This window comes from Bradyrhizobium sp. WSM4874 (assembly GCF_055811835.1).
In genome coordinates this window covers 23,836-44,693 of sequence record NZ_JBVVPR010000020.1, presented here as the reverse complement: position 1 = coordinate 44,693, position 20,858 = coordinate 23,836, and the positions used below count along the sequence as shown (strand labels likewise).

General features: G+C 64.8%; 21 protein-coding genes. 9 read left to right on the top strand and 12 right to left on the bottom strand.

The window, feature by feature from the left end; translation table 11 throughout:
* Positions 1-58 precede the first annotated feature (58 nt).
* The 3 genes from AC0L3P_RS21095 to AC0L3P_RS21085 all read left to right on the top strand — a co-directional run bounded on the left by AC0L3P_RS21095 (position 59) and on the right by AC0L3P_RS21085 (position 2,186).
* On the top strand, positions 59-232 hold the full coding sequence (locus AC0L3P_RS21095) for a hypothetical protein (protein WP_007600599.1): 174 nt from the start codon (positions 59-61) through the stop codon (positions 230-232).
* A gap of 245 nt (positions 233-477) precedes the next feature.
* On the top strand, positions 478-1,209 hold the full coding sequence (locus tag AC0L3P_RS21090; protein ID WP_473304642.1) for a 4'-phosphopantetheinyl transferase family protein: 732 nt from the start codon (positions 478-480) through the stop codon (positions 1,207-1,209).
* Positions 1,206-2,186, top strand: coding sequence for an LLM class flavin-dependent oxidoreductase (locus AC0L3P_RS21085; protein WP_473304639.1), 981 nt, complete (start codon positions 1,206-1,208; stop codon positions 2,184-2,186). Before AC0L3P_RS21090 ends, AC0L3P_RS21085 begins: the two co-directional genes overlap by 4 nt.
* Before the next feature lie 137 nt (positions 2,187-2,323).
* Here the strand turns inward: AC0L3P_RS21085 and AC0L3P_RS21080 are convergent, their stop codons facing one another.
* The 3 genes from AC0L3P_RS21080 to AC0L3P_RS21070 all read right to left on the bottom strand — a co-directional run bounded on the left by AC0L3P_RS21080 (position 2,324) and on the right by AC0L3P_RS21070 (position 6,446).
* The gene (locus AC0L3P_RS21080) at positions 2,324-3,349 is read right to left on the bottom strand and encodes a histone deacetylase family protein (protein ID WP_354065293.1); all 1,026 of its coding nucleotides are present in this window, start codon (positions 3,347-3,349) and stop codon (positions 2,324-2,326) included.
* Between the two features lie 126 nt (positions 3,350-3,475).
* The gene (locus AC0L3P_RS21075) at positions 3,476-4,417 is read right to left on the bottom strand and encodes an SMP-30/gluconolactonase/LRE family protein (protein ID WP_354065295.1); all 942 of its coding nucleotides are present in this window, start codon (positions 4,415-4,417) and stop codon (positions 3,476-3,478) included.
* Positions 4,374-6,446, bottom strand: coding sequence for a PQQ-dependent sugar dehydrogenase (locus AC0L3P_RS21070; protein WP_473304635.1), 2,073 nt, complete (start codon positions 6,444-6,446; stop codon positions 4,374-4,376). Before AC0L3P_RS21070 ends, AC0L3P_RS21075 begins: the two co-directional genes overlap by 44 nt.
* Positions 6,447-6,652: 206 nt before the next feature.
* On the opposite strand from AC0L3P_RS21070, the gene AC0L3P_RS21065 reads away from it, so the two are divergent.
* The 3 genes from AC0L3P_RS21065 (at position 6,653) to AC0L3P_RS21055 (ending at position 8,886) form a co-directional block, all read left to right on the top strand.
* Positions 6,653-6,886: a DUF6894 family protein gene (locus AC0L3P_RS21065; RefSeq protein ID WP_007600593.1), complete on the top strand. Its 234-nt coding sequence runs from the start codon at positions 6,653-6,655 to the stop codon at positions 6,884-6,886.
* Positions 6,887-6,895: 9 nt separating this feature from the next.
* Entirely contained in the window at positions 6,896-7,072 is a 177-nt protein-coding gene (locus AC0L3P_RS21060) for a hypothetical protein (RefSeq protein ID WP_275172179.1), read from the top strand.
* 224 nt (positions 7,073-7,296) lie between these two features.
* Positions 7,297-8,886 carry a gamma-glutamyltransferase family protein gene (locus tag AC0L3P_RS21055; protein ID WP_473304632.1) on the top strand — a complete coding sequence of 530 codons (1,590 nt, stop codon included), beginning with the start codon at positions 7,297-7,299 and terminating at the stop codon, positions 8,884-8,886.
* A gap of 3 nt (positions 8,887-8,889) precedes the next feature.
* Here the strand turns inward: AC0L3P_RS21055 and AC0L3P_RS21050 are convergent, their stop codons facing one another.
* The 4 genes from AC0L3P_RS21050 to AC0L3P_RS21035 are packed head-to-tail and all read right to left on the bottom strand — an operon-like array spanning position 8,890 to position 12,357.
* Positions 8,890-10,173, bottom strand: coding sequence for an NAD(P)/FAD-dependent oxidoreductase (locus AC0L3P_RS21050; RefSeq protein ID WP_473304629.1), 1,284 nt, complete (start codon positions 10,171-10,173; stop codon positions 8,890-8,892).
* 12 nt (positions 10,174-10,185) lie between these two features.
* Positions 10,186-10,917 (bottom strand): amino acid ABC transporter ATP-binding protein, encoded by a 732-nt coding sequence (locus AC0L3P_RS21045; protein WP_473304627.1) that lies wholly within the window; start codon positions 10,915-10,917, stop codon positions 10,186-10,188.
* The gene (locus AC0L3P_RS21040; protein WP_007600584.1) at positions 10,914-11,567 is read right to left on the bottom strand and encodes an amino acid ABC transporter permease; all 654 of its coding nucleotides are present in this window, start codon (positions 11,565-11,567) and stop codon (positions 10,914-10,916) included. The genes AC0L3P_RS21045 and AC0L3P_RS21040 overlap by 4 nt, the downstream gene beginning before the upstream one ends.
* A gap of 31 nt (positions 11,568-11,598) precedes the next feature.
* Positions 11,599-12,357 (bottom strand): ABC transporter substrate-binding protein, encoded by a 759-nt coding sequence (locus AC0L3P_RS21035; protein ID WP_275172183.1) that lies wholly within the window; start codon positions 12,355-12,357, stop codon positions 11,599-11,601.
* Between the two features lie 180 nt (positions 12,358-12,537).
* On the opposite strand from AC0L3P_RS21035, the gene AC0L3P_RS21030 reads away from it, so the two are divergent.
* Positions 12,538-13,212 (top strand): helix-turn-helix domain-containing protein, encoded by a 675-nt coding sequence (locus tag AC0L3P_RS21030; protein WP_473304624.1) that lies wholly within the window; start codon positions 12,538-12,540, stop codon positions 13,210-13,212.
* Between the two features lie 117 nt (positions 13,213-13,329).
* On the opposite strand, the gene AC0L3P_RS21025 is transcribed toward AC0L3P_RS21030, so the two are convergent.
* Together AC0L3P_RS21025 and aptA are read right to left on the bottom strand one after the other, a co-directional pair.
* Positions 13,330-14,595, bottom strand: a complete 1,266-nt coding sequence (locus AC0L3P_RS21025; RefSeq protein WP_473304622.1) for a D-amino acid dehydrogenase — start codon at positions 14,593-14,595, stop codon at positions 13,330-13,332.
* 70 nt (positions 14,596-14,665) lie between these two features.
* Entirely contained in the window at positions 14,666-15,994 is a 1,329-nt protein-coding gene (aptA, locus tag AC0L3P_RS21020; protein WP_018455698.1) for an omega-aminotransferase AptA, read from the bottom strand.
* Positions 15,995-16,143: 149 nt separating this feature from the next.
* On the opposite strand from aptA, the gene AC0L3P_RS21015 reads away from it, so the two are divergent.
* Together AC0L3P_RS21015 and AC0L3P_RS21010 are read left to right on the top strand one after the other, a co-directional pair.
* A complete protein-coding gene (locus AC0L3P_RS21015; protein ID WP_007606338.1) occupies positions 16,144-16,692 on the top strand; it encodes a cupin domain-containing protein in 549 nt (182 codons plus the stop codon).
* Positions 16,693-16,832: 140 nt separating this feature from the next.
* Positions 16,833-16,985, top strand: coding sequence for a hypothetical protein (locus AC0L3P_RS21010; RefSeq protein WP_167552259.1), 153 nt, complete (start codon positions 16,833-16,835; stop codon positions 16,983-16,985).
* Between the two features lie 41 nt (positions 16,986-17,026).
* On the opposite strand, the gene AC0L3P_RS21005 is transcribed toward AC0L3P_RS21010, so the two are convergent.
* Genes AC0L3P_RS21005 through AC0L3P_RS20995 form a run of 3 tightly spaced genes read right to left on the bottom strand, consistent with a single transcriptional unit; the run spans position 17,027 to position 20,824 of the window.
* Positions 17,027-19,282, bottom strand: coding sequence for a xanthine dehydrogenase family protein molybdopterin-binding subunit (locus AC0L3P_RS21005; RefSeq protein ID WP_473304619.1), 2,256 nt, complete (start codon positions 19,280-19,282; stop codon positions 17,027-17,029).
* On the bottom strand, positions 19,269-20,330 hold the full coding sequence (locus AC0L3P_RS21000; RefSeq protein ID WP_473304617.1) for an FAD binding domain-containing protein: 1,062 nt from the start codon (positions 20,328-20,330) through the stop codon (positions 19,269-19,271). The genes AC0L3P_RS21005 and AC0L3P_RS21000 overlap by 14 nt, the downstream gene beginning before the upstream one ends.
* On the bottom strand, positions 20,327-20,824 hold the full coding sequence (locus tag AC0L3P_RS20995; RefSeq protein ID WP_027568188.1) for a (2Fe-2S)-binding protein: 498 nt from the start codon (positions 20,822-20,824) through the stop codon (positions 20,327-20,329). Before AC0L3P_RS20995 ends, AC0L3P_RS21000 begins: the two co-directional genes overlap by 4 nt.
* Positions 20,825-20,858: the final 34 nt, after the last annotated feature.

The window sequence follows — 20,858 nt, the reverse complement described above, 5'->3', positions numbered from 1 at the left end:
GCGCAAGATTATTCTCGCGTTTTGATTTGGACGATTATTTTCAACCGGGGAGTTCGTTATGGGTTTCATCAAATTTACCAAGGGCACCTCGTTGAGCGACAAGGACCGCAAGGCCCTGCAGAAGTTGCTCGGCGCCGAGAAGAAGAAGCTGCAGTCCGCGCTGAAGGACGTCGACGCTAGCATCTCGATGTTGGGCGGCTCCAAGAAGTCCAAGAAGAAGAAGAAGACGTAAGACTCGTCGGCCGGGACGCCGCACGAATCTTCAGGCTTCAGTTTTCGGGCTTCAGCTTTCAAATTTGGCCGCTCGCGTGTCGAGTTGGGGTCTCGCACAAGCTTGCGCCCGTAAACCGGCCAGCAATCGACAAGGATTCGCCCGAGTGGACCGCTAGAAGCGGTCCGCTCAGTTGATTCTTGCTCAGTTGATTCTTCCGTCATGGCAGGGGATTTGGCCCCGGCCTGACGCCATGGGCCCAATTGATGGCAGACGACAGAATTGAACTGTTTGTCGGACTGATCGAGACTTTTGACGCGCCGGATGCGGTTGATACGTGCCGGCGCCTGCTCTCGGTCGACGAACGGGTACGAGCCGACCGCTTCATGTTCGAGCGGCACCAGCGGCAATATATTTTCGCGCACGCAATGTTGCGCCTTTCGCTCTCGCATGTCGCACCTGATGTCGCACCCACCGACTGGTCGTTTGCGGCCGGGCGTTACGGGCGGCCGTTTGTCGCATCGCCCAAGACCTCGAGCTCGCTGCATTTCAGCCTGTCGCACGCCGACGGCTGCGTCGCCTGCGTTGTGTCAGGGCATGAGACCGTCGGCGTCGACGTCGAGACCGTCTCGAGTCGGGTGGCGCCGCTGTCGACCGCGCTTCGGTTCTTCGCGCCGGAAGAGGTCGAAACGCTGCGCGGACTGCCGGAGCCCGCTGCGACCGAGCGCTTCTTCGACTACTGGACGCTGAAAGAAGCCTATCTGAAGGCCAGGGGTTTCGGCCTCAATCTGCCGCTCGACGCCTTCGCAATGCAGGTCTCGCGCGAGGCGATCGAGATCAGCTTCAAGCCCGATATTGCCGACGATCCGCAAGGGTGGCGATTCCAGCTGATCTCGCCGTCGCCCTCGCATCGTCTCGCGATTGCCGATGGCTCCCGCGCCACCGGCGGCCTTCCCATCACCCGCAATGCGTGGCCGCTGCAGGAGGCGGCTGAATGACGCCGCGGCGGCTGCGCGTATTTCCCGCGATTTCGCGCAACCGCGACCCCAAGAAATACGTCGCCGAGTTGATGCGGGTCGCGCAGTTCGCCGACCGCAACGGCTTCGAAGGCATCCTGCTGTTCGAAGGCAACGACGTGTTCGTCGAGCCCTGGGCGATGGCCCAGCACATCATCGGCGAGACGACCCGATCCTCGCCGCTGATCGCGGTCAATCCGGTCTACATGCACCCGTTCACGGCGGCGAAATTTGTCTCGTCCTTTGCGCAGCTCCACGGCCGCAAGGTCTATCTCAACATGATCACGGGGACGGCGGTCAGCGATTTGCAGGGGCTCGGCGACGAGCAGTCGCATGCCGACCGCTATGTCCGGCTCGGCGAATTCGTTGCGCTGATGCGCCAGCTGCTGGCAAGCCCGCGGCCGGCGACTTTCGAGGGCCGGTTCTACCGCGCAAGCAACCTGCAACTGCGGCCGCGCCTGCCGCCGGAGCTGATGCCGGAATTTCTGGTCGCAGGCCAGTCCGAGCCGGCACAGCGCGTGGCGAAGGAGACCGGCTGCATCAAGATGCAGATGCTGCCGCCCGATCTCGACCGCGGCCTCGATGCGCCGGGCGTGAATTTTGGAATTTTCGCCCGCGAGGGACGCGACGAGGCACGACAAGCGGCAAAGGCGCGTTTCCGCGATAATGCCGACGATCGCGAACTGCTCGCACTCACCGTGGAAAACAGCGATTCCGTGTGGAAGCGGCGCCTCTACGAGGGCCAGAGCGGCGAGCTAGCGGACAATGGCTATTGGCTGCTGCCGTTCCTGACCTTCCAGGCCGACTGCCCCTACCTCGTCGGCAGCTACGCGGAGATCGGCGCGAAGCTGAAGGAATTTGCCGCGAAAGGGCTGACCACGGTCATGCTCGACATGGTCGCAGACGAGACCGAGATGCAGCACGTCTGCAAGGCGCTCGCGGCAAGCGGGATGTTTTGAGTTGTTGATGAAGTCGACCTAACCATCACATCGTCATTGCGAGCGTAGCGAAGCAATCCAGAGTCCCTGCGCGGAAAGATTCTGGATTGCTTCGCTACGCTCGCAATGACGGAGAATGATGGGCTACTCAGCGAGAATCACCGCGCCTCTTCGAATCCCGCCAGCACCGAGGTCAGGTTCGCGCCCAGGATATCCGAGAGATAGCCGCCCTCCTGCACGAACACGGTCGGCAGGCCCATCTTCGCGATGGCCTGGCCGATGCGGCGGAAGCCGGGCGTAGTGACGGCGAGACCCTTCAGCGGATCGTGCTCGGAGGCGTCGAGGCCGAGAGCGATGACGAGGGCGCCGGGCGCAAAGGATTCGATCGCCTTGCGCGCGACGTCCATCGCCTGGATGTAACCGTCATCGCCGGTGCCGATCGCCAGGGGGATGTTGAGATTTGTGCCGAGGCCGGGACCTTCGCCGCGCTCATGCGCATAGCCCCACACGTAAGGATAATACGCGACGGGATCGGCATGGATCGAGACCGTGTAGACGTCCGGCCGCGCGTAGAAGATGCCTTGCGTGCCGTTGCCGTGATGGACGTCGACGTCGAGGATCACGACACGCTCGTGCTTCTGCCGCAGATGCGCCGCCGCGATCGCGCTGTTGTTGAGGAAGCAGAAACCGCCGGCCATATCGCGATAGGCGTGATGGCCGGGCGGCCGGCAGAGCGCATAGGTCGCATCCTCGCCGTCCATCACCATCTGTGCCGCGCTGACGGCAACGTCGGTCGCGGCGCAGGCCGCGGCCCAGGTGCCCGGGCCGATCGGCGCCGCGGTGTCGGCGGTGTGCCAGCCGAGCTTGCCAATGATATGAGTGGGATAAGTCGCGGCATGGCGCACCGGATGGATGTTGCCGATCATCTCCGGGCCGGAATCGCCGAGCGCGGTCCAGGCCTCCCAAGCCTCGCTCAGGAACGACAAATATTCCGGACTGTGGATGCGCGCACGCGGCCCCTGCCCGAATATGGTGGGCTCGACCAGTTGATGCTTGCCGTCCTTGAGCCCTTTAAGCAGGCGGTCGGCACGTTCGGGCTGCTCGGTGGTGCGCTTGACGACGCCGCGGACCAGGAAGAATTGCGGATCGTGGCTGCGATGCAGCTCGGTATGGACGGCTTTCACTCAAACACTCCGTGGTCGCTTTGACGGTGCCACAGATGTCTAAATCCCCGCGGCGGCGAGATGCAAGCAAGAAGAATGCCGCCCGTGTCGCACCGCCCTGCGCCGGAAGCAGATCGCTCGTGAAACTCAGCAGCGCCCGCGCTGAAGACAGTGCTCGCGGCCCTGCTGGTCGGTGCGGAAGGACTCGACGAAGCCGCCCTGACGCTGGGTCACGAAGATCGTCTTGCCGTCGTGGCCTCCGAAGGCGAGATTGGTCGGCTCCTTGGCCCTGAGCGCGATCTCCCGCTCGACCGCGCCATTGGCCTTCATCAACGTGATCGTGCCCTTGAGGATGCGCGCGACATAGAGGCGGCCGGCCACGTCGGTGCGCAGGCCGTCGACGGTGTCGGGCTGAAACGCCTTGACGAGTTTTGGACTGGTGAGCTCGTTGCCGCCGAGCGTGTAGGACCAGATCTGGCCGCTGCTGGATTCCCCGACATAGAGCGTCTTGTCATCAGGGCTGAGATCGATGCCGTTGGTCGTGCCCATCGCGCGCGGCGCCGACATGAGCTGTCCCTGCACCGTTCCGTCGGCGCCCCTCGCGATGCGCCAGATGTGACCTTCGCGACCTTTCCAGTTCGGATCGCTCGCGTAGATCGTGCCGTCGCGGGCGATGGTGATGTCATTGGGCTGGTTCATCTCGTCGGAGTGAAACCAGAGGGCTGGCTCGGTCGATCCCTTCGGGATCGCGAAGATGTTGTGCTTCTTGTAGTCGGCGATGAACATGGTGCCGTCGCGCGCGAAGCGGATGGCGTTGCCGACGCTGCCCTCGGGCAAAGCCGTAAACGGCACGGACGCCGCGCCGCCGACAGGCAGCTTGCCGATGGTGCCGGGCTTGCCGAAATTGACGACGAAGAGGTTGCCGTCGAGATCGGCGGCCGGGCCTTCGATGCCAAAGGTGTATTCGCCTGATGGCGTCACCTGTACGCTTTCGAACAGTTTCGTTTCCGCTCGGACCGGTGCCGTCGCAAGGACGAGAACAACGCTACTGCACAGGCACCAGAAATTCCTGCCGGATGTAATAGCCATCGCCGTCGCTGCACTCGCCATTCAGATAGGGATCGGCCGGCCGGAAGAAGCGGCTGAAGCCGGGTTTGTCTACAGCGTTCCTTTGTGTCACGACGACGACCTTGGCAGCCGGTATTTCGCCGCATTCCTTGTTGGTTTTCCCAAAGAACTTGCGCTGCGGCGGGCCGGGCTTGATCCGCATCCGGATGCCCGGAACCATTTTTGACACCAGCAGATCCGCCGTGTCGAGCAGGCGCGTGTAACCAGGCTCGGCCTTCGGCAAGCCTTCGCCACCCGGCGGCATCAGCTTCTCCGCGCCTAACCCGCGAAGCCGCGTGCGCAACTTGCCGGAGTCTGGATCACCAGGATAGATCCAGCCGTCCTGTGACAGCATGAAGCGAAGCACCGTCGCGTCCTTCTGTGCGTCAGATTGGCCCGGCTTCAGGCCGAAATCCGAGTGACAGCCGACGCAATGCTTCTCGACGAGGCCCTTGCGCAAATTGGTGAGCCGGACGCTGTTCTGCGCGTCCCTGGCAACGAAGACCGCCAGTTGATCGATCAGCGCCTGGCTACGCATGTCGCAGGGCAACGGCGCGGGCGCATCGCCCGCGGCCCGGTCGATCCGGATCGCGGTCTGGTTCTTGTCCTCGACCAACCAGATTGCGCCGTCCTCCGCGACCGTCATGCCGACGGGCGCACCTTGCGGCCGCGCGCCGTTGACGCGGTGCCAGCCTGCAATCAGCTCCTCGAACGGCGCCGCGGCGACGTCGCCGGCCTCGGTGTGAAAGCTGTGGGTCGGATCGGCCGCGCAACTGACATGATAGCGCACCGGCGCCGGGGCGGGCTTCGGGAAGCCGTGGTCGTCGACGTCATAGACGATGACGCGGCTGCCGGTCGGGCGATAGCCGTGCAGGCCGACCAGCAGCTTGCCCTCGAGCTCCGGAAATTTCACGCCGTGATAATAGAGCATCGCGAGCGGCGCACCGTGCGGCGGCAGCAGCGAGAACGGCGACTTGTAGAGAACGTTGGAGGTGCACAGCGACTTGTAGATTCCCGCCTGCAAGACGATCCTGAATTCGGGACTCGGCGTCGACAGATCGTAGCAATAGGGCCAGCCGTAATGCCGAGCCTGCTCGATCGCATTGATCTCCTCGTTCGGCTTGAAAATGTCAGGCAGGTCGCGACCGTTCTCGCCTTGCAGGAAGGCATAACCAGCATCGGGAAAGCTCGGGTGCAGCGCCAGTGCCATCGAGTTGCGCAGGCCGCGCGCATAGACGCTATGCGGCGGGTCGGCATCGCCAGGCTTCAACGCCGGGAAGATACCGCCCGGCGGCGGCATGAACAGCCAGATCGACGCCATCGCGGAAGCGCCCTCGGCCGCCGCGCAAGGCTTTGTGATCGGCGCCGGCGTGATGCAGTCGTCGCTGTGCGAGCCGATGTTGACGAACAGGCGGCCGTTCTTATCAAAGACAAACTGCTTGAGTGGATGCGCGCTCTCGTCGACCCTGGTGCCGTCGGGCAATGTGATCCGGCGGCCCGGCATGTGACGGACGATGGTCTCGACCGTATCGCGCGGTTTGTCGGCGAGCGGATCGAACCGGAAGATCGTCTCCGCGCTCGAGGCATAGAGCTTCTTGTCCGGACCGATCACGAGGCCGAACGGATATTCGATTGCAGTCAGCAGCTCCTTGAACCGCTGTCCCTGGGGTGCACGCGGGTCGAGCAACAGCAGCCGGCCGTCGGTATGGCCCCAGCCCGCCATGTCCGCGACCACGAACAGGTCACGACCGGGCACCTGGATGATCGAGCGCGGGAATTTCAGCCGATCCTCCCCGCTAGCGACGAGGCCGGCGCAAAATCCCGCTTTCATGTCGATCTGGATTCTTGGAAAAACCAGATCGGAGCTGCCGCAGGTCTCCGGGCCGATCGCATAACCGCTCTTGCGGACCGGTTCTGACGAGCCTACCGAGGCGAAGGTCAGGAGGATCACCAAGGCGCCCGCGCATACGCGCAGGCTTCGGCGTTCACGCCAGAATGTGAGGTGGTTCACGGCGCCTCCCGGACTTTCCGTCCAGGGTTGTTCCATGCCGTGGGAATGCCGTCCAGTTGATCAACACCCCCTTGTGATCAAACCAGCAGGGGGCTTGGCGCCGACCAATCTCCGTAGATTCCCTTACCGGGCTCGACCCGAATGTTTCGCGAAGGCTTGGAATGGTATCGGTTTGCCGTCCCAATCGCTCCCAATAGGAGACGCATATGGTCCAGGTCTATTTTCACTGCTCAAATACCGAGGGCACGCTGATCGATCGCAGCGGCACAGCGGTGACCAATCTGACCGAGGCGCGCGACCGTGCCGCCCAGATCATGAACGCGATGATCCTAACGCCCGGCGCTGAGGATTGGCGCGACTGGGTGATCCATGTCAGCGGCTCCGACGGCGAGGAGATCTTCGACCTCCCCTTCACTGCCATGCTCGGCAAGCCGCACTGAGGTGATGCCATGTTGCTCGCGTCACTGACCCTGCTCCGCCAGCCCCTGAGCTTCGTCGCCAGCAAATGGCAGACGCTGATCCGGATCGCCGGCAATCCCTACCGGCCCGAGCTCCACTACATGCGCGGGCCTGGCCCGAAATGGCACGCCAAGTATCAGGCCAGCCGGCTGGATCGCGCCCGCTGAGCCCTGCGGCTCCTGCTTCCCACTGATCGGTCTCTCGACTCATGATGCCCGGGCCACCCCCGGGCATTCACGTGTTGGCGCCTCCCCCGCCTGCTTCACACCAGCCATGTCGCGCCTCCCTTTCGATATTCTCGGTGGGGACGATGTGCCATTGTCCGGGCACTCCGCCCATTGCGGAGCCCAGCGCAACGAAGCCAAACCGAAAACAGCACACAGACATCATCATGCCTCATCAGTTCAGCCACGCCCAAACCGTCCGCAAGCCCGCCGTTACATCCAAAGGCGGCATCGTCGCTGCGCAATCGCGGCGGGCGGCCGAAGTGGGGGCGCAAGTGCTGGCGGCAGGCGGCGACTGTGTGGACGCGATCGTCGCCACCACCTTCGCGCTCAACGTGCTGGAGCCCTGGAACAGCGGCATGGGCGGCGGCGGCGCGATGGTGCTCTACCGTGCGGCGGAAAATCGCTACGAGGTGATCGACTACGGCATGTGCGCCCCGCAAAGCCTGCGCACCGCCGACTATCCGCTCAGCGGCGAAGGCGCGGCTTCCGATCTGTTTCCCTGGCAGCGGGTCAAGGACGACCGCAACATCCACGGCCCCGGCGCGATCGCCGTGCCCGGCGTCGTCGCCGGCATGGAAGAGGCGCATCGTCGTCACGCCAGGCTGCCGTGGAAGGATCTGGTCGCGCCGGCCGTCGCCCTCGCCGGCGAAGGCCTGCTGGTCGACTGGTGGACCACGCTGACGATCGCGGCATCGGCGGCCGATCTTCGGCGCTATCCCGCGAGTGCGACAACGTTCCTGAAGGACGGCCTGCCGCCAAGCGCGCCATGGGGCATCAAGTCAGAGACGCGACTGCCGCTGGACACACTGAAGGCGACGCTGTCGCATCTCGCGGCCGCCGGTCCGCACGATTTCTACCAGGGCGATCTCGCCAGGAGCATCGCGTCCGACATCAAGGCTGACGGCGGCGCGCTGTCGGTGGAGGACCTCGCCGCGTTCCGGGCCCATCCGCGCGAGCCGCTGGCGATCCCCTATCGCGGCGGCAAGGTGTTTGCGACGCCGGAGCTCACGGCCGGACCGACGATGGCGCATGCGCTGCGCCTGTTGCAACAGAACTTTAAGCCGGGAAGCGCGCCCGATGCAGCCGCCTACGTCGAATATGCCGCCGCGCTGCAATCAGCCTATCGCGAGCGGCTCAAGGATATGGGCGATGCCGACGGCAAGCGCTCGCTCGGCGCGGACTATCTGGCGCCCGCCTGCACGACGCACTTCTCCGTGGTCGACCGCCACGGCAACATCGCGGCGGTGACGCAGACGCTGCTGTCTTCCTTCGGCTCGAAATATGTCACGCCGAACACCGGCATCGCCATGAACAACGGCATCATGTGGTTCGACCCGACGCCGGGCACCACCAACTCGCTCGCCCCTGGCAAGCGCTGCCTCACCAACTACACGCCTGTCATCGCCGAGGCCAAGGACGGCAAGCGGCTCGCGGTCGGCGCCTCGGGCGGTCGCCGCATCCTGCCCTCGGTGATGCAGATCGTATCGTTTGCGATGGATTTTGGCATGGATCTCGATGCCGCGATCCATCAGCCGCGCATCGATGCCAGCGAAGGCGCAATCGTGATCGGCGATACCAGGTTGCCTGCGGGCACACGCGAGACGCTCGCGGCGCGCTTCGACTATGAGGAAGCGCGGGTGCAGTCCTTGCCGCAGAAGTTCGCCTGCCCGAGCGTGGTGATGCGCGACGGCGACACCAATTCCGGCGCAGTCGAGATTTTCCAGCCGTGGGCCGACGCGGTGGTCGAGGGCTGAGGCTTAGATCCCCAGCCGGTCCCGCACGCGACCAGCGATCACTGCCGTCGTCACGCCCACCGGCCACAACGTATGCATCGGGATCGGCTTGATTCCGGTGACGGGCATGTCGATCTCGGCCTTGGCGCCACCGATCAGACGGCGCGCCAGTTGCGCGCCCATCGCGGTCGAGAGCGCGACGCCGCGGCCGTTGCAGCCGAGCGAGATCAGGATGTTGTCCGCGGGCTCGTGCACATGCGGATAATGATCCCCTGTGATGGCGAGCCGGCTATTCCAGCCATGGGTCCAGGCAACGCCCTTGAGCTGCGGCCATAGCCGCTCGGCATATCGCATGAGATAGGCGACGTCGCGCGGCGAATTGATCCAGCGCATCGGACCGCGACCACCCATCAAGAGGCGGTTCTGCTGATCGATGCGGTAATAGACGGTGATGTGGCCGCTCTCGTAGAGCACCGGTCGCGTCGGCATGATCGAACGTGCCACGTCATCAGACAGCGGCGCCGTGGCGGCGATCGAGGAAAACACCGGCACGATGGTGCGGCGGAGCGCCGGCCAGAGATCGTCCGTAAAACCGTTGGTCGCGAGCAGCACCTTGTCGGCATGAACCACCGCGCGCGGAGTCTCGATGCGCCAGCGGCTGCCCTCGCGACGGAGCGATAGTGCCGGTGTTTCGCCATGCACCTGCGCGCCCGCGGAGATCACGGCGCGCGCAAGGCCGCGGGCGTAGCTGAGCGGATGCAGGTCGCCGCCGCGGGTATCCAGCATGGCGCCGATGTAGCGATCGGTGCCGGTCATCTCGCGCAATTGCTCGCGATTGAGGTACGTCACCGGCATCCCACGGGCGATGCACTGTTGTGCGGTTGTCTCGATCGCGGCGGCGCTGGCCTCATTATAGGCCGCGCGCAGCGTGCCGTTCTGCCGCGCTTCGCACGGAATCTGGTAGCGACGGATCAAATCGTGGGTGAAGTTCGTCGTGCCGTAGGAGAACGCGACCATGCGGCGGCCGAGCTCAGCGCCGAAATCGGCCTCGATCTGATCGGGATCGTGCTTCAGTCCGGGATTGGTGTGGCCGCCATTGTTGCCGGATGCGCCCCAGCCCGGCTCCTGCGCCTCCAGTACCAGTGCCTCGACGCCCTGCTCCGCCAGATGCAATGCGGTGGACAGGCCGGTGTAGCCGCCGCCGATAATGGCGACGGAAACATTCTTGTCCGTGTCGAGCGGCGGCGTCGCAACCGGCGCCACGGCGGTGTCGGCGTAGAGCGAGGGTGGCAGCGGCAGGCGCGTCATGGCAAGAACCGGTCAGAGCGGATGCAGCACGCGGCGCAAAAAGTCCTGCGTCCGCGCATGCTGCGGTTGATTGAGCACCGATTTTGCCGGCCCCTGCTCGACGATAACACCGCCGTCAATGAACAGCACACGGTCGGCGACGTCGCGGGCAAAGCCCATCTCATGGGTGACGACGACCATGGTCATGCCGTCATCGGCGAGCTTGCGCATCACGCCGAGAACGTCCCCAACGAGCTCGGGATCGAGCGCCGAGGTCGGTTCGTCGAACAGGATGGCCTTGGGCTGCATCGCCAGCGCCCGCGCGATCGCGACGCGTTGCTGCTGGCCGCCGGAGAGCTGCGGCGGATGTTCGTCGGCTTTCTCGGCAAGGCCCACCTGGGCGAGCAGCGCGCGGCCACGCTCGAATGCGGCAGCGCGCGGCTCCTTCTTCACATAGAGCGGACCTTCGACCACGTTCTCCAGCACCGTCCGGTGCGGAAACAAATTGAAGCGCTGGAACACCATCGAGACCTGGGTGCGGACCTTCACGATCGACGGCGCGTCGCGGTCGACCTTCAATCCTTCGACGCTGATCTCGCCGCGGTCATAGCTTTCGAGACCGTTGATACAGCGCAAGATGGTTGACTTGCCGGAGCCGGAGGGGCCGACGATGCAGACCACCTCGCCCTTCTGCACGGACGCCGTGATGCCCTTGAGCACCTCGTTCTCGCCAAAGCTCTTGTGGACGTCGGTCAGCTCGATCATTTCTTGCCGGCCCGCTTCTCGAAGTGACGGACCAGCAGGATCAGCGGAATGCTCATGGTGAGATACATCAGCGCAACCATCGTAAACACGTTGGTGTTCTTGAAGGTCGAGGACGCGATCAGCTTGCCCTGAAGGGCGAGCTCGGCGACCGTGATGGTCGAGGCCTGCGAGGAATCTTTCAGCATCATGATCATGACATTGCCATAGGGCGGCAGCACGATGCGTACCGCCTGCGGCAGCACGACCCGGCGCATGGTCAGCCACCAGCCCATGCCGATCGATTGCGCCGCCTCGATCTGCCCCTTGTCGATCGCCTCGATGCCGGCGCGGAAATTTTCTGCCTGATAGGCCGAGTAGGCGATGCCGAGCCCGAGGATCGCGGCCTGCAACGCGGACAGCGTGACGCCGAGATCGGGCATCACGAAGTAGAGGTAGAACAACAGCACGATGATCGGAATGCCGCGGATCACGTTGATCAGGCTGGCGCTGAGCAGCGACAGGACGCGGATGCCGGAGACCCGCATCATCGCCCAGACGAGGCCAAGCACCGTCGATAGCAGCAGCGAGCCGATGGTGACGACGATCGTCAGCACGACGCCGCTCATCAGGATCGGGAAGAATTCGGCCGCGTCGTGCCAGAAGCCCTTCATCAATCAGCTTTCATCGATTGGCGTCTGGCGATCAACCCTGTGCCTTCAGGCCCCATTTATCGAGGATCTTGTCGATGGTGCCGTTGGCCTTCAGCTTGGCGAGCGAGGCGTTGATCTTGCCGAGCAGCGCGGTCTCACCCTTGCGCACGCCGATGCCGACCGAGCCGACGGTGACGGGCTTATAGCCATCGACCAGGCGCACCTCGGGAAAGCCGCCCTGCTTCAGATTGTAGGCGAGGATCGGATAGTCGGCGTAACCGGCCTTGAGGCGGCCGGTGTTCACGTCGCGCAGGATGTCGGGGATGGTGTCGTAGGCCTTGACGTCGGCGAACAGGCCGGACTTCTTCAGCGCGTCAACGAAGGCGGTGCCGACCTGGGCGCCGACCGTCTCGCCCTTCAGATCGTCCTGGGTGGCGTAGGCCTTGGTATCGCTCTTGGGGACCACGAGGCCTTCGCCATAGGTGTAGATCGGATCGGAGAAGTCGACGACCTCCTTGCGCGGCGCCGTGATGAACATCGCGGCCGCGATGATGTCGATCTTGCTCGATGTCAGCGACGGAATCAGCGCCGAGAACTGCATCGGCTCGATCTGCACGTTGAAGCCGGCATCCTTGCCCACTTCAGTGACGAGATCGACCATGATGCCCTGGATTGTATTGGTCTTAGTGTCGAGGAACGTGAAGGGAATGCCTGTCGGCGTCGAACCGACCTTCAGCACTTGCTGCGCCGAAGCCGGCGCTGCTGCGGCAATCGCGAGTGCCGCGACCGCGGCCAGACCAAAACGCTTCATCGCATCCCCCTTGGGCCCGACCGATGGCGGCGCTCGCAGATCTCGTCATCGCAGACGTTGCGGGCCAAGCCGTTTCGGCCTATTTTCACCAGTATGAAAATTTGGTCACATTTTCACGAGCGATGCAAGCGGTTTTCATGCACATGAAGGAAGCGGTTTGACGTGAGCGGTGGCAAAAGAATGCGCAGACCGGCCGCCGCAAAGCGGGTGAAGAAGGTGCAGATAAAGGTGAAGGTGAACGCCAGCGCCAGCACCAGGACTATTGCGAAAGCGGCCGAGCCGGCGATGGATGTCGCGGTCGGTCGCCGCATTCGCGATCTCAGGCGGATCAGGCAATTCTCGCTCGAGACGGTCGCCTCGCGCACGGATCTCTCGATCGGCTTCCTCAGCCAGATCGAGCGCGGTCTGTCGTCGCCGTCGCTGCGCGTGCTCGCCACGCTCGCCGACGTGCTCGGCGTCGGTATCGCCGCGCTGTTCGGCGCGAGCCCGAGCGCCGACGGTGCATCCGACCAAATCGTCACGCGCGGGCTTCAACGGCCCGAACTGAAGCTCTGGCGCACCGGCGTGTCCAAGCAATTGCTGAGCCCCGCCAGCACCGACAACCGGCTCAACCTATTCCTGGTGCATCTGGAGCCCGGCGGCTCCACCGGCGACGAGCTCTATACCCATGACGGCGAGGAAGCCGGCCTCGTTCTCGAAGGCGAGATGATGCTGACGGTGGACAACGAGACATGGTCGCTGAAGACCGGCGACAGTTTTCGGTTTGCCAGCCGGAGGCCGCACCGGTTTTCAAATCCGGCTGAGGATGCCAAGGCGGTGGTGCTGTGGGTGAATTGCGTGACGGGGACGGGGTAGTGCAGCCCGTCATTCCGGGGCGATGCGCAGCATCGAACTATGGTGCGCGATTGCGCACCTGAGAATCTCGAGATTCCGGGTTCGTCTCTTCGAGACGCCCCGGAATGACGGCCTCACTTAGCCAAACCGGTACTTGTACCGGTCCACCGTCAGCGCACTCACATCAATGTCCGGCTTCTTGCCCGACAGCATGTCGGCGAGCACGCGGCCGGAGCCGCAGGACATGGTCCAGCCTAGCGTCCCGTGGCCGGTGTTGAGGTGAAGGTTGGCGTACTGCGTCGGGCCGATCACGGGCGGGCCGTCCGGCGTCATCGGGCGCAGACCGCTCCAGAACGTCGCCTTGGAGAGATCGCCGCCGCGCGGGAACAGATCGGTCAGCGAGTGATCGAGCGTGGCGCGGCGCGCGTCGTAGAGCTGGCTCGAGAAGCCGGAGATTTCGGCGGTGCCGCCGACGCGGATACGACTACCCAAACGGGTGATGGCGACCTTGTAGCTCTCGTCCATCACCGTCGATTCCGGCGCGCCGGAAGCGTCCTTGATCGGCACAGTGATCGAATAGCCCTTCACGGGATAGACCGGCAGCGAAATATCGAGGGGCACGACCAGCCGCGACGACCAGCTTCCGAGCGCGAGCACGTAAGCGTCTGCCTGCAACATGCCGGCACTGGTCGCGACACCGCTGACGCGCGCGCCGTCGGTGACGATGCGGTCGATGCCGGTATTGAACATGAAGCGCACGCCGAGCGCTTCGGCGTGCTTGGCCAGCGCCTGCGTGAACATGTGACAATCGCCGGTCTCGTCCTGCGGCAAACGCAGTCCGCCCGCGAACTTCTCCTTCACGCCCGCCAGCGCCGGCTCGGCCGCGATGCAGCCCTCTCGGCTCAGCACCTCGAACGGCACGCCGTACTCCTTGAGCACGGCGATGTCCTCACCGGTGCCGTCGAGCTGGGCCTGGTAGCGGAACAGCTGCAGCGTGCCCTGCGAGCGCTCGTCATACTGGATGCCGATGTCGCGGCGCAGGTCGCGCAGGCAATCGCGGCTATATTCCGCGATCGGAATCATCCGGCTCTTGTTGATCGCGTAGCGTTCGCTGGTGCAATTGCGCAGCATCTTGAGCAGCCAGACCCACATCACGGGATCGAGCTTCGGCCGGATCACCAGCGGGCCGTGCTTCATCAGCAGCCATTTGACCGCCTTCACCGGAACGCCGGGACCGGCCCAGGGCGAGGAATAGCCGGGCGAAACTTCGCCGGCATTGGCAAAGGAGGTCTCGAGCGCCGGTTCGGGCTGACGGTCGACAACCGTCACCTCATGGCCGGCACGCGCGAGGTAGTAGGCAGAGGTGACACCGATGACACCGCTGCCGAGGATCAGAACTTTCACGCTTCGTCAAACTCCCGCGGCATCACGCTCGCCGCTGCAAGAGGAAACTCCGCAACGGCGAGAGCAATTATCAGGCCACCCGCTTGATGGCGTCGCCGAGGATCGACACGATATCGTCGATGTGGCTCTTCTCGACGATGAGCGGAGGCGACAGCGCAAAGCTATCGCCGCTCATGCGGAAGTACAGCCCGCGATTGAAGCAGTCGACCATGACGTCGTAGCCACGCACGCCGACCGTACCGTCACGCGGCGACAGCTCGACCGCGCCCATCAGGCCGCAATTGCGGATGTCGACGACGTTGGGCAGGCCCTTCAGCGAATGCAGCGCGTCGCGCCAGTATTCGGAGATCGACGCACCGCGCGTCAGCAGGCCTTCGTCCTTGTAGATGTCGAGCGTGGCGATGCCCGCGGCGCAGGCGACCGGATGCGCCGAATAGGTGTAGCCGTGGAACAGCTCCATCGCGTTCTCCGGGCCGACCATCAGGCCGTCATGCACCTTGCGGCTCGCAAACACGGCGCCGCAGGGAACGGTGCCGTTGGTGATGCCCTTGGCCGTCGTCATCATATCAGGCGTGACGCCGAAGAAGTTGGCGGCGAACGGGGTGCCGAGGCGGCCGAAGCCGGTGATGACCTCGTCGAAGATCAGGAGAATGCCGTGCTTGTCGCAGATCTCGCGCAGGCGCTGGAGATAGCCCTTCGGCGGCGGCAACACCGCGGTCGAGCCCGGCACCGGTTCGACGATGACGGCCGCGATGGTCTCGGCGCCGTGCAAGGCCACCAACCGCTCGAGATCATCGGCGAGCTCGGCGCCATGCTCGGGCTGATCCTTGGCGAAGGCGTTGCGGGTGAGATCATGGGTGTGGCGAATGTGGTCGACGCCAGGCAATAGGGTCGCGAAGGCGCGGCGGTTGGCGACCATGCCGCCGACCGAGGTGCCGCCGAAGCCGACGCCGTGATAGCCGCGCTCGCGGCCGATCAGGCGGGTGCGGCTCGCCTGGCCGTTGGCGCGGTGATAGGCGAGCGCGATCTTCAGCGCGGTGTCGACCGACTCTGAGCCGGAATTGGTGAAGAAGATCCGATCGAGGCCCTTCGGTGCGATCTCGGCCAGACGCTCGGCGAAGTCGAATGCCAGCGGATGGCCCATCTGGAACGACGGTGCGAAGTCCAGCGTCATCAGCTGGCGCTCGACGGCGGCGGCGATCTGCTTGCGGCCGTGGCCGGCATTGACGCACCAGAGGCCGGCGGAGGCGTCGATCACCTTGCGGCCGTCGACGGTGGTGTAATGCATGCCCTCGGCCGAGGAGAACAGGCGCGGCGCCTTCTTGAACTGCCGGTTGGCCGTGAACGGCATCCAGAACGAGTCGGTCTTGATGGTGTTCGGAATCTGATGAAGGGTCACGGGCCACGCTCCTTTGCTGACCTGCTACCAGAGGCACGGCTTGAAAAGCGCAACAAGTCCTTTTCTGATGAGCTGCAAGCCATTGATTTGACTGGGGCTGCCGGTCCATATTTGCGCGATCCGCAACACCTGCAACACGGGACAGGGACATGAGCGTCGATATCGGTGGACGGCTGCGATTCATCCGGGCGCGCCAGAAGCTGTCGCAGCGCGAACTCGCCAAACGCGCCGGCGTCACCAATTCGACGATTTCGCTGATCGAATCCAACCAGATGAACCCGTCCGTGGGAGCGCTCAAGCGCATCCTCGACGGCATCCCGATGGGGCTCGCCGAGTTCTTCGCGCTGGAGCCGGAGAGCCGGCGAAAGATATTCTACCGCGGTGAAGAGCTGACCGAGGTCGGCAAGAAGCCGATCTCGTATCGGCAAGTAGGCGACAATCTGTTCGGTCGCAGCCTGCAGATCCTGAAGGAGCGCTACGAGCCCGGCAGCGACACCGGGCGCGTTCACCTCGTCCATGACGGCGAGGAAGGCGGCATCGTGATCTCGGGAAAGCTCGAAGTCACCGTCGAGGACGAGCGCCGCATCCTCAATCCGGGCGATGCCTACTACTTCGAGAGCCGTCGCCCGCATCGCTTCCGCTGCGTCGGCGGCAAGCCGTGCGAGGTGATCTCGGCCTGCACGCCTCCAACGTTTTGAAGTTGTCCGCAATCCTACGGCGCCACCGGTATCTTACGGAGCTTGAGCCATCTCAATTTCCGCAGCCTGATCCTCTATATGTTTCGAGCCATAGCCAAGCAGCCTCCGCTTTCCGGAGCCGCTTCGTAACAGGGCTCGCTATGAAGATCACGCTCGCAAATGCAGAGGCTGCACTCGATGAAGTGCAGCGCGACAGCGACAAGCTCCATTCGGAGGAGCTGCGCAAGGCCATCGCGAACTACATCGAGTCGCAGCGAGAAGCGCTCAAGGCTCTTCGCAAGAAGCTGCACTAGCACGCGGGGGCGAGAAGGCCTCGCCCGCCGCGGCCTCAAAGCTACTTCAGCAACTCCTCGATCCGGATCGGGAAACGGCGCACACGCACACCGGTCGCATGCCACACCGCGTTGGCGACTGCCCCTGCACTGCCGGTGATGCCGATCTCGCCGACACCCTTGATGCCGAGCGCGTTCACATGCGGATCGTGCTCCTCGACCGTGATCACGTCGAGCGGCGGCACGTCGGCATTCACCGGGATATGGTACTCGCCGAGATTGGCGTTCATGATCCTTCCGGTGCGGCGGTCGGTGATGGCTTCCTCGTGCAAGGCGAAGGACAGGCCCCAGATCATCCCACCGAACAGCTGGCTCTGCACCATGCGCGGGTTGACGATGCGTCCCGCGGCGAAGGCGCCGACCATGCGGGTGACGCGGATCTGGCCGAGCTCGGGATCGACCTTCACCTCAGCGAATACCGCGCCATGGGCGTGCATCGCATACTCCTCCATCGCCGCCGGATTCGGCGCGCCGGTGCCGCGCGCCTCGACCTCGGCGACGCCGGCGCGCGCGAGAATCTCGGAATAGCTTTCGCCGCGGCTCTCGTCGTCGCGCCGGATCAACCGGCCATCGCGCGCGATCACGCCGGCATTGCCCGCACCGAACAGCGGCGAGCGCTCGTCACCGGTGGCGAGATCGGCGAGTTTTGCAATCACGGCCGCGCCTGCGCTGTGGATCGCAGCACCCGCGGTTGCCGTGTGTGCTGAGCCGCCGGCAATGCCGGCATCGGGCAGGTCGGATGAACCCGCCTTGAACTCGACGCGGTCGATCTCGAGCCCGAGTTCGTCGGCCGCGATCTGGGCCAGCGCCGTCCAGGCGCCCTGCCCCATGTCATGCGCGCCGATCTCCATGGCACCGGAGCCGTCGCGGCGAAGCACGGCACGCGCTTCGGCCTGGAACATCAGCGCCGGGAAGGTCGCGGTACCCATGCCCCAGCCGACCAGAAGGCCGGCATCGTCGCGCATCTGCCGCGGCTGGAGCGGTCGCTTCGCCCAGCCGAAACGCGCCGCGCCTTGGTCGTAGCAGGCACGCAATGCCTTGGACGAGAACGGCTTCCCCGTGATCGGCTCGACCTCGGCATAGTTCTTCAGACGAAAGGCGAGCGGATCGATGCCGCAGGCCCAGGCCATCTCGTCGATCGCGCTCTCCAGCGCGATCGAGCCGGTCGCCTCGCCGGGCGCACGCATGAACAGCGGCGTGCCGGTGTTGACGCGCACGGCATCGTGCGAGGTGCGGATCGCAGGCGCCGCATAGAGCGTATGCGAGGCATCGGCCGCGGGCTCGTAGAAATCATCGAACGTGCTCGACACGGTCCTCGCATGGTGATCGAGCGCCGTCAGGCGCCCCTCGCCATCGGTGCCGATGCGCAGCCGCTGCCGCGTCGGCGCGCGATGGCCGACCGGGCCGTACATCTGCTCGCGCCGCAGCACCAGCTTGACCGGCTTGCCGACCAGCTTCGCCGCCATGATGCCGAGGACCGGAGGACCGGCCATGAGCCCCTTCGAGCCGAACCCGCCGCCGAGGAACGGGCTACGGATGTGGATCTTGTCGTGGGCGATGCCGAACAATTCGGCAACACGCGCCAGCGACAGCATGAGACCTTGAGTCGGCATGTCGATCTGCAGACTGTCGCCGTCCCAGGCCGCCACGATCGCATGCGGCTCCATTGCGTTGTGATATTGCGGCGGCGTCTCGTAAACCGAGTCGATCCGCTTGTCGGCAGACGCAAGTCCCGCCTCGACATCGCCGCGGTGATTTTCCGTCGGGTTGCCGACGCCGACGACCGGCGGCACGAAGCTTTCACCCGCATCGAGGCCGATGAGCGCGGGCAGCGTCTCGTAGCGCGGCGCCAGCAGTGCCGCGCCTTCCGTCGCCGCCTCCAGCGTCTCGGCGATCACGACGGCGATGGGCTGGTTGGCGTAGCGGACCTCATTGCTCTGCAACACCTCCATCCGGAATACGAATGGATTGGTCTTGATCTCGGGGTCGATCGCGAGCTCGGGCTTGTGGTCCGACGTCATGACGTCGATGACGCCGGGATGGCGCTTGGCAGCAGTGACGTCCAGCGAGGTCACGCGGCCGCGCGAAATGCTGGCGACGGCCATCACCGCAAACAGCATGCTGGGCGGATGGTTGTCAGCGGCGTAGGTCGCCTGGCCCTTGACCTTGAGGACCCCGTCGCGGCGGGTCAGCGGCTGGCCGATGTTCGAGCCGTGGCGCAGATGAGCGGGTGCGCTGGTGAGATTAAGCTCGGGCATGAATGGCTCCGGACGTCGAGGCAAAGGGAGAGGCCGGCAGCGCGGAGATGCGCGCGGGCGTACCGGCGGCGGCGAGGCCCAGCGCGCGCACGACGATGCGGCGCGCGAGCTCGATCTTGAAGGCGTTGTCGCCAGACGGTTTTGCGTCGGCGAGCACGCGCGAGGCGGCTTCCTGGAAAGCGTCCACCGTGGGCGCGACGTTCTTGAGCACGTCCTCCGCAGCGCGGGCGCGCCAGGGTTTTGCGGCGACACCGCCGAGCGCAAGCCGCGCCTCCATGATCTTGCCATTCTCGATCCGCAGCGCAGCGGCAGCCGAGACGACGGCGAACGCGTAGGACGTTCTATCGCGGACCTTGAGATAGCGCGCATGCGCGGCAAAGCCCCGCGCCGCAGGCGGCAGGCGCACCGCGACGATGAGATCACCCGGTTCGAGCGCCGAATCACGCTCGGGCGTATCGCCGGGCAGGCGATGCAGTTCGTCGAGCGCGATCTCGCGCCGCCCGTTCCTGCCCTCGATCTCGACGATGGCGTCAAGCGCGACCAGGGGCACGCAGAAGTCGGACGGATGCGTGGCGATGCAGTTTTCGCTCCAGCCGAGCACGGCGTGGGTGCGGTTTTCGCCGTCGCGCGCGTCGCAGCCGCTGCCGGCCTCGCGCTTGTTGCAGCGGCTGGCGGTGTCGTAGAAATACGCACAGCGCGTCCTTTGCAGCAGGTTGCCGCCGACGGTCGCGGCATTGCGCAGTTGCGCCGATGCGCCGGAGAGCAGCGCTTCGGCGACGGCCGGATAGGACTTTGCAAAGTCGGCGTCATGCGCAAGATCGGCGTTGCCCACCAGCGCGCCGATGCGGATGCCACCGTCGGCAAGGCGCTCGATTAGATCGAGCCCGTCGAGATGGGTGACGTCGACCAGACGATCCGGACGGCTGACGCCGCCCTTCATCAGATCGAGCAGGTTGGTGCCGGCGGCGAGATAGACCGCGCCCGGCTGGGCCGCGGCAGCGACGGCCTCGGCGACCGTGGCGGGCCTGACATAATCGAACTGCTTCATGCGGAGCGCCTCTGATTGGATTCGTCCATGCCGGCCTGCGCGTCGAGCACGGCATCGACGATGCCGGCATAGGCGCCGCAGCGGCACAGATTGCCGCTCATGCATTCGCGAATGCGCTCGGGATCGTTGCCGGCCTGCGCCTCGCTCATCATGCCGATGGCGCTCATGATCTGGCCGGGCGTGCAGAAGCCGCACTGAAATCCGTCATGGGCGATGAAGGCGGCCTGCACGGGGTGAAGCTGGTCGCCGCGCGCCACGCCCTCGATGGTAAGAATGTCGGCGCCGTCATGACTGATGGCAAGCGCGAGACAGGAGTTGATGCGCTTGCCGTCGACGAGAATGGTGCAGGCGCCGCATTGGCCGCGATCGCATCCCTTCTTGGTTCCGGTCAGATGGAGGCGCTCACGCAAGAGATCGAGCAGCGTGACGCGGGGATCGTCGAGGACGAAGTCGCGCCGCGCACCGTTCACGGTGAGGCTGATGGAGTGGTTCATACAAGGCTCCGATCAGATATGGACATGAGTCGTC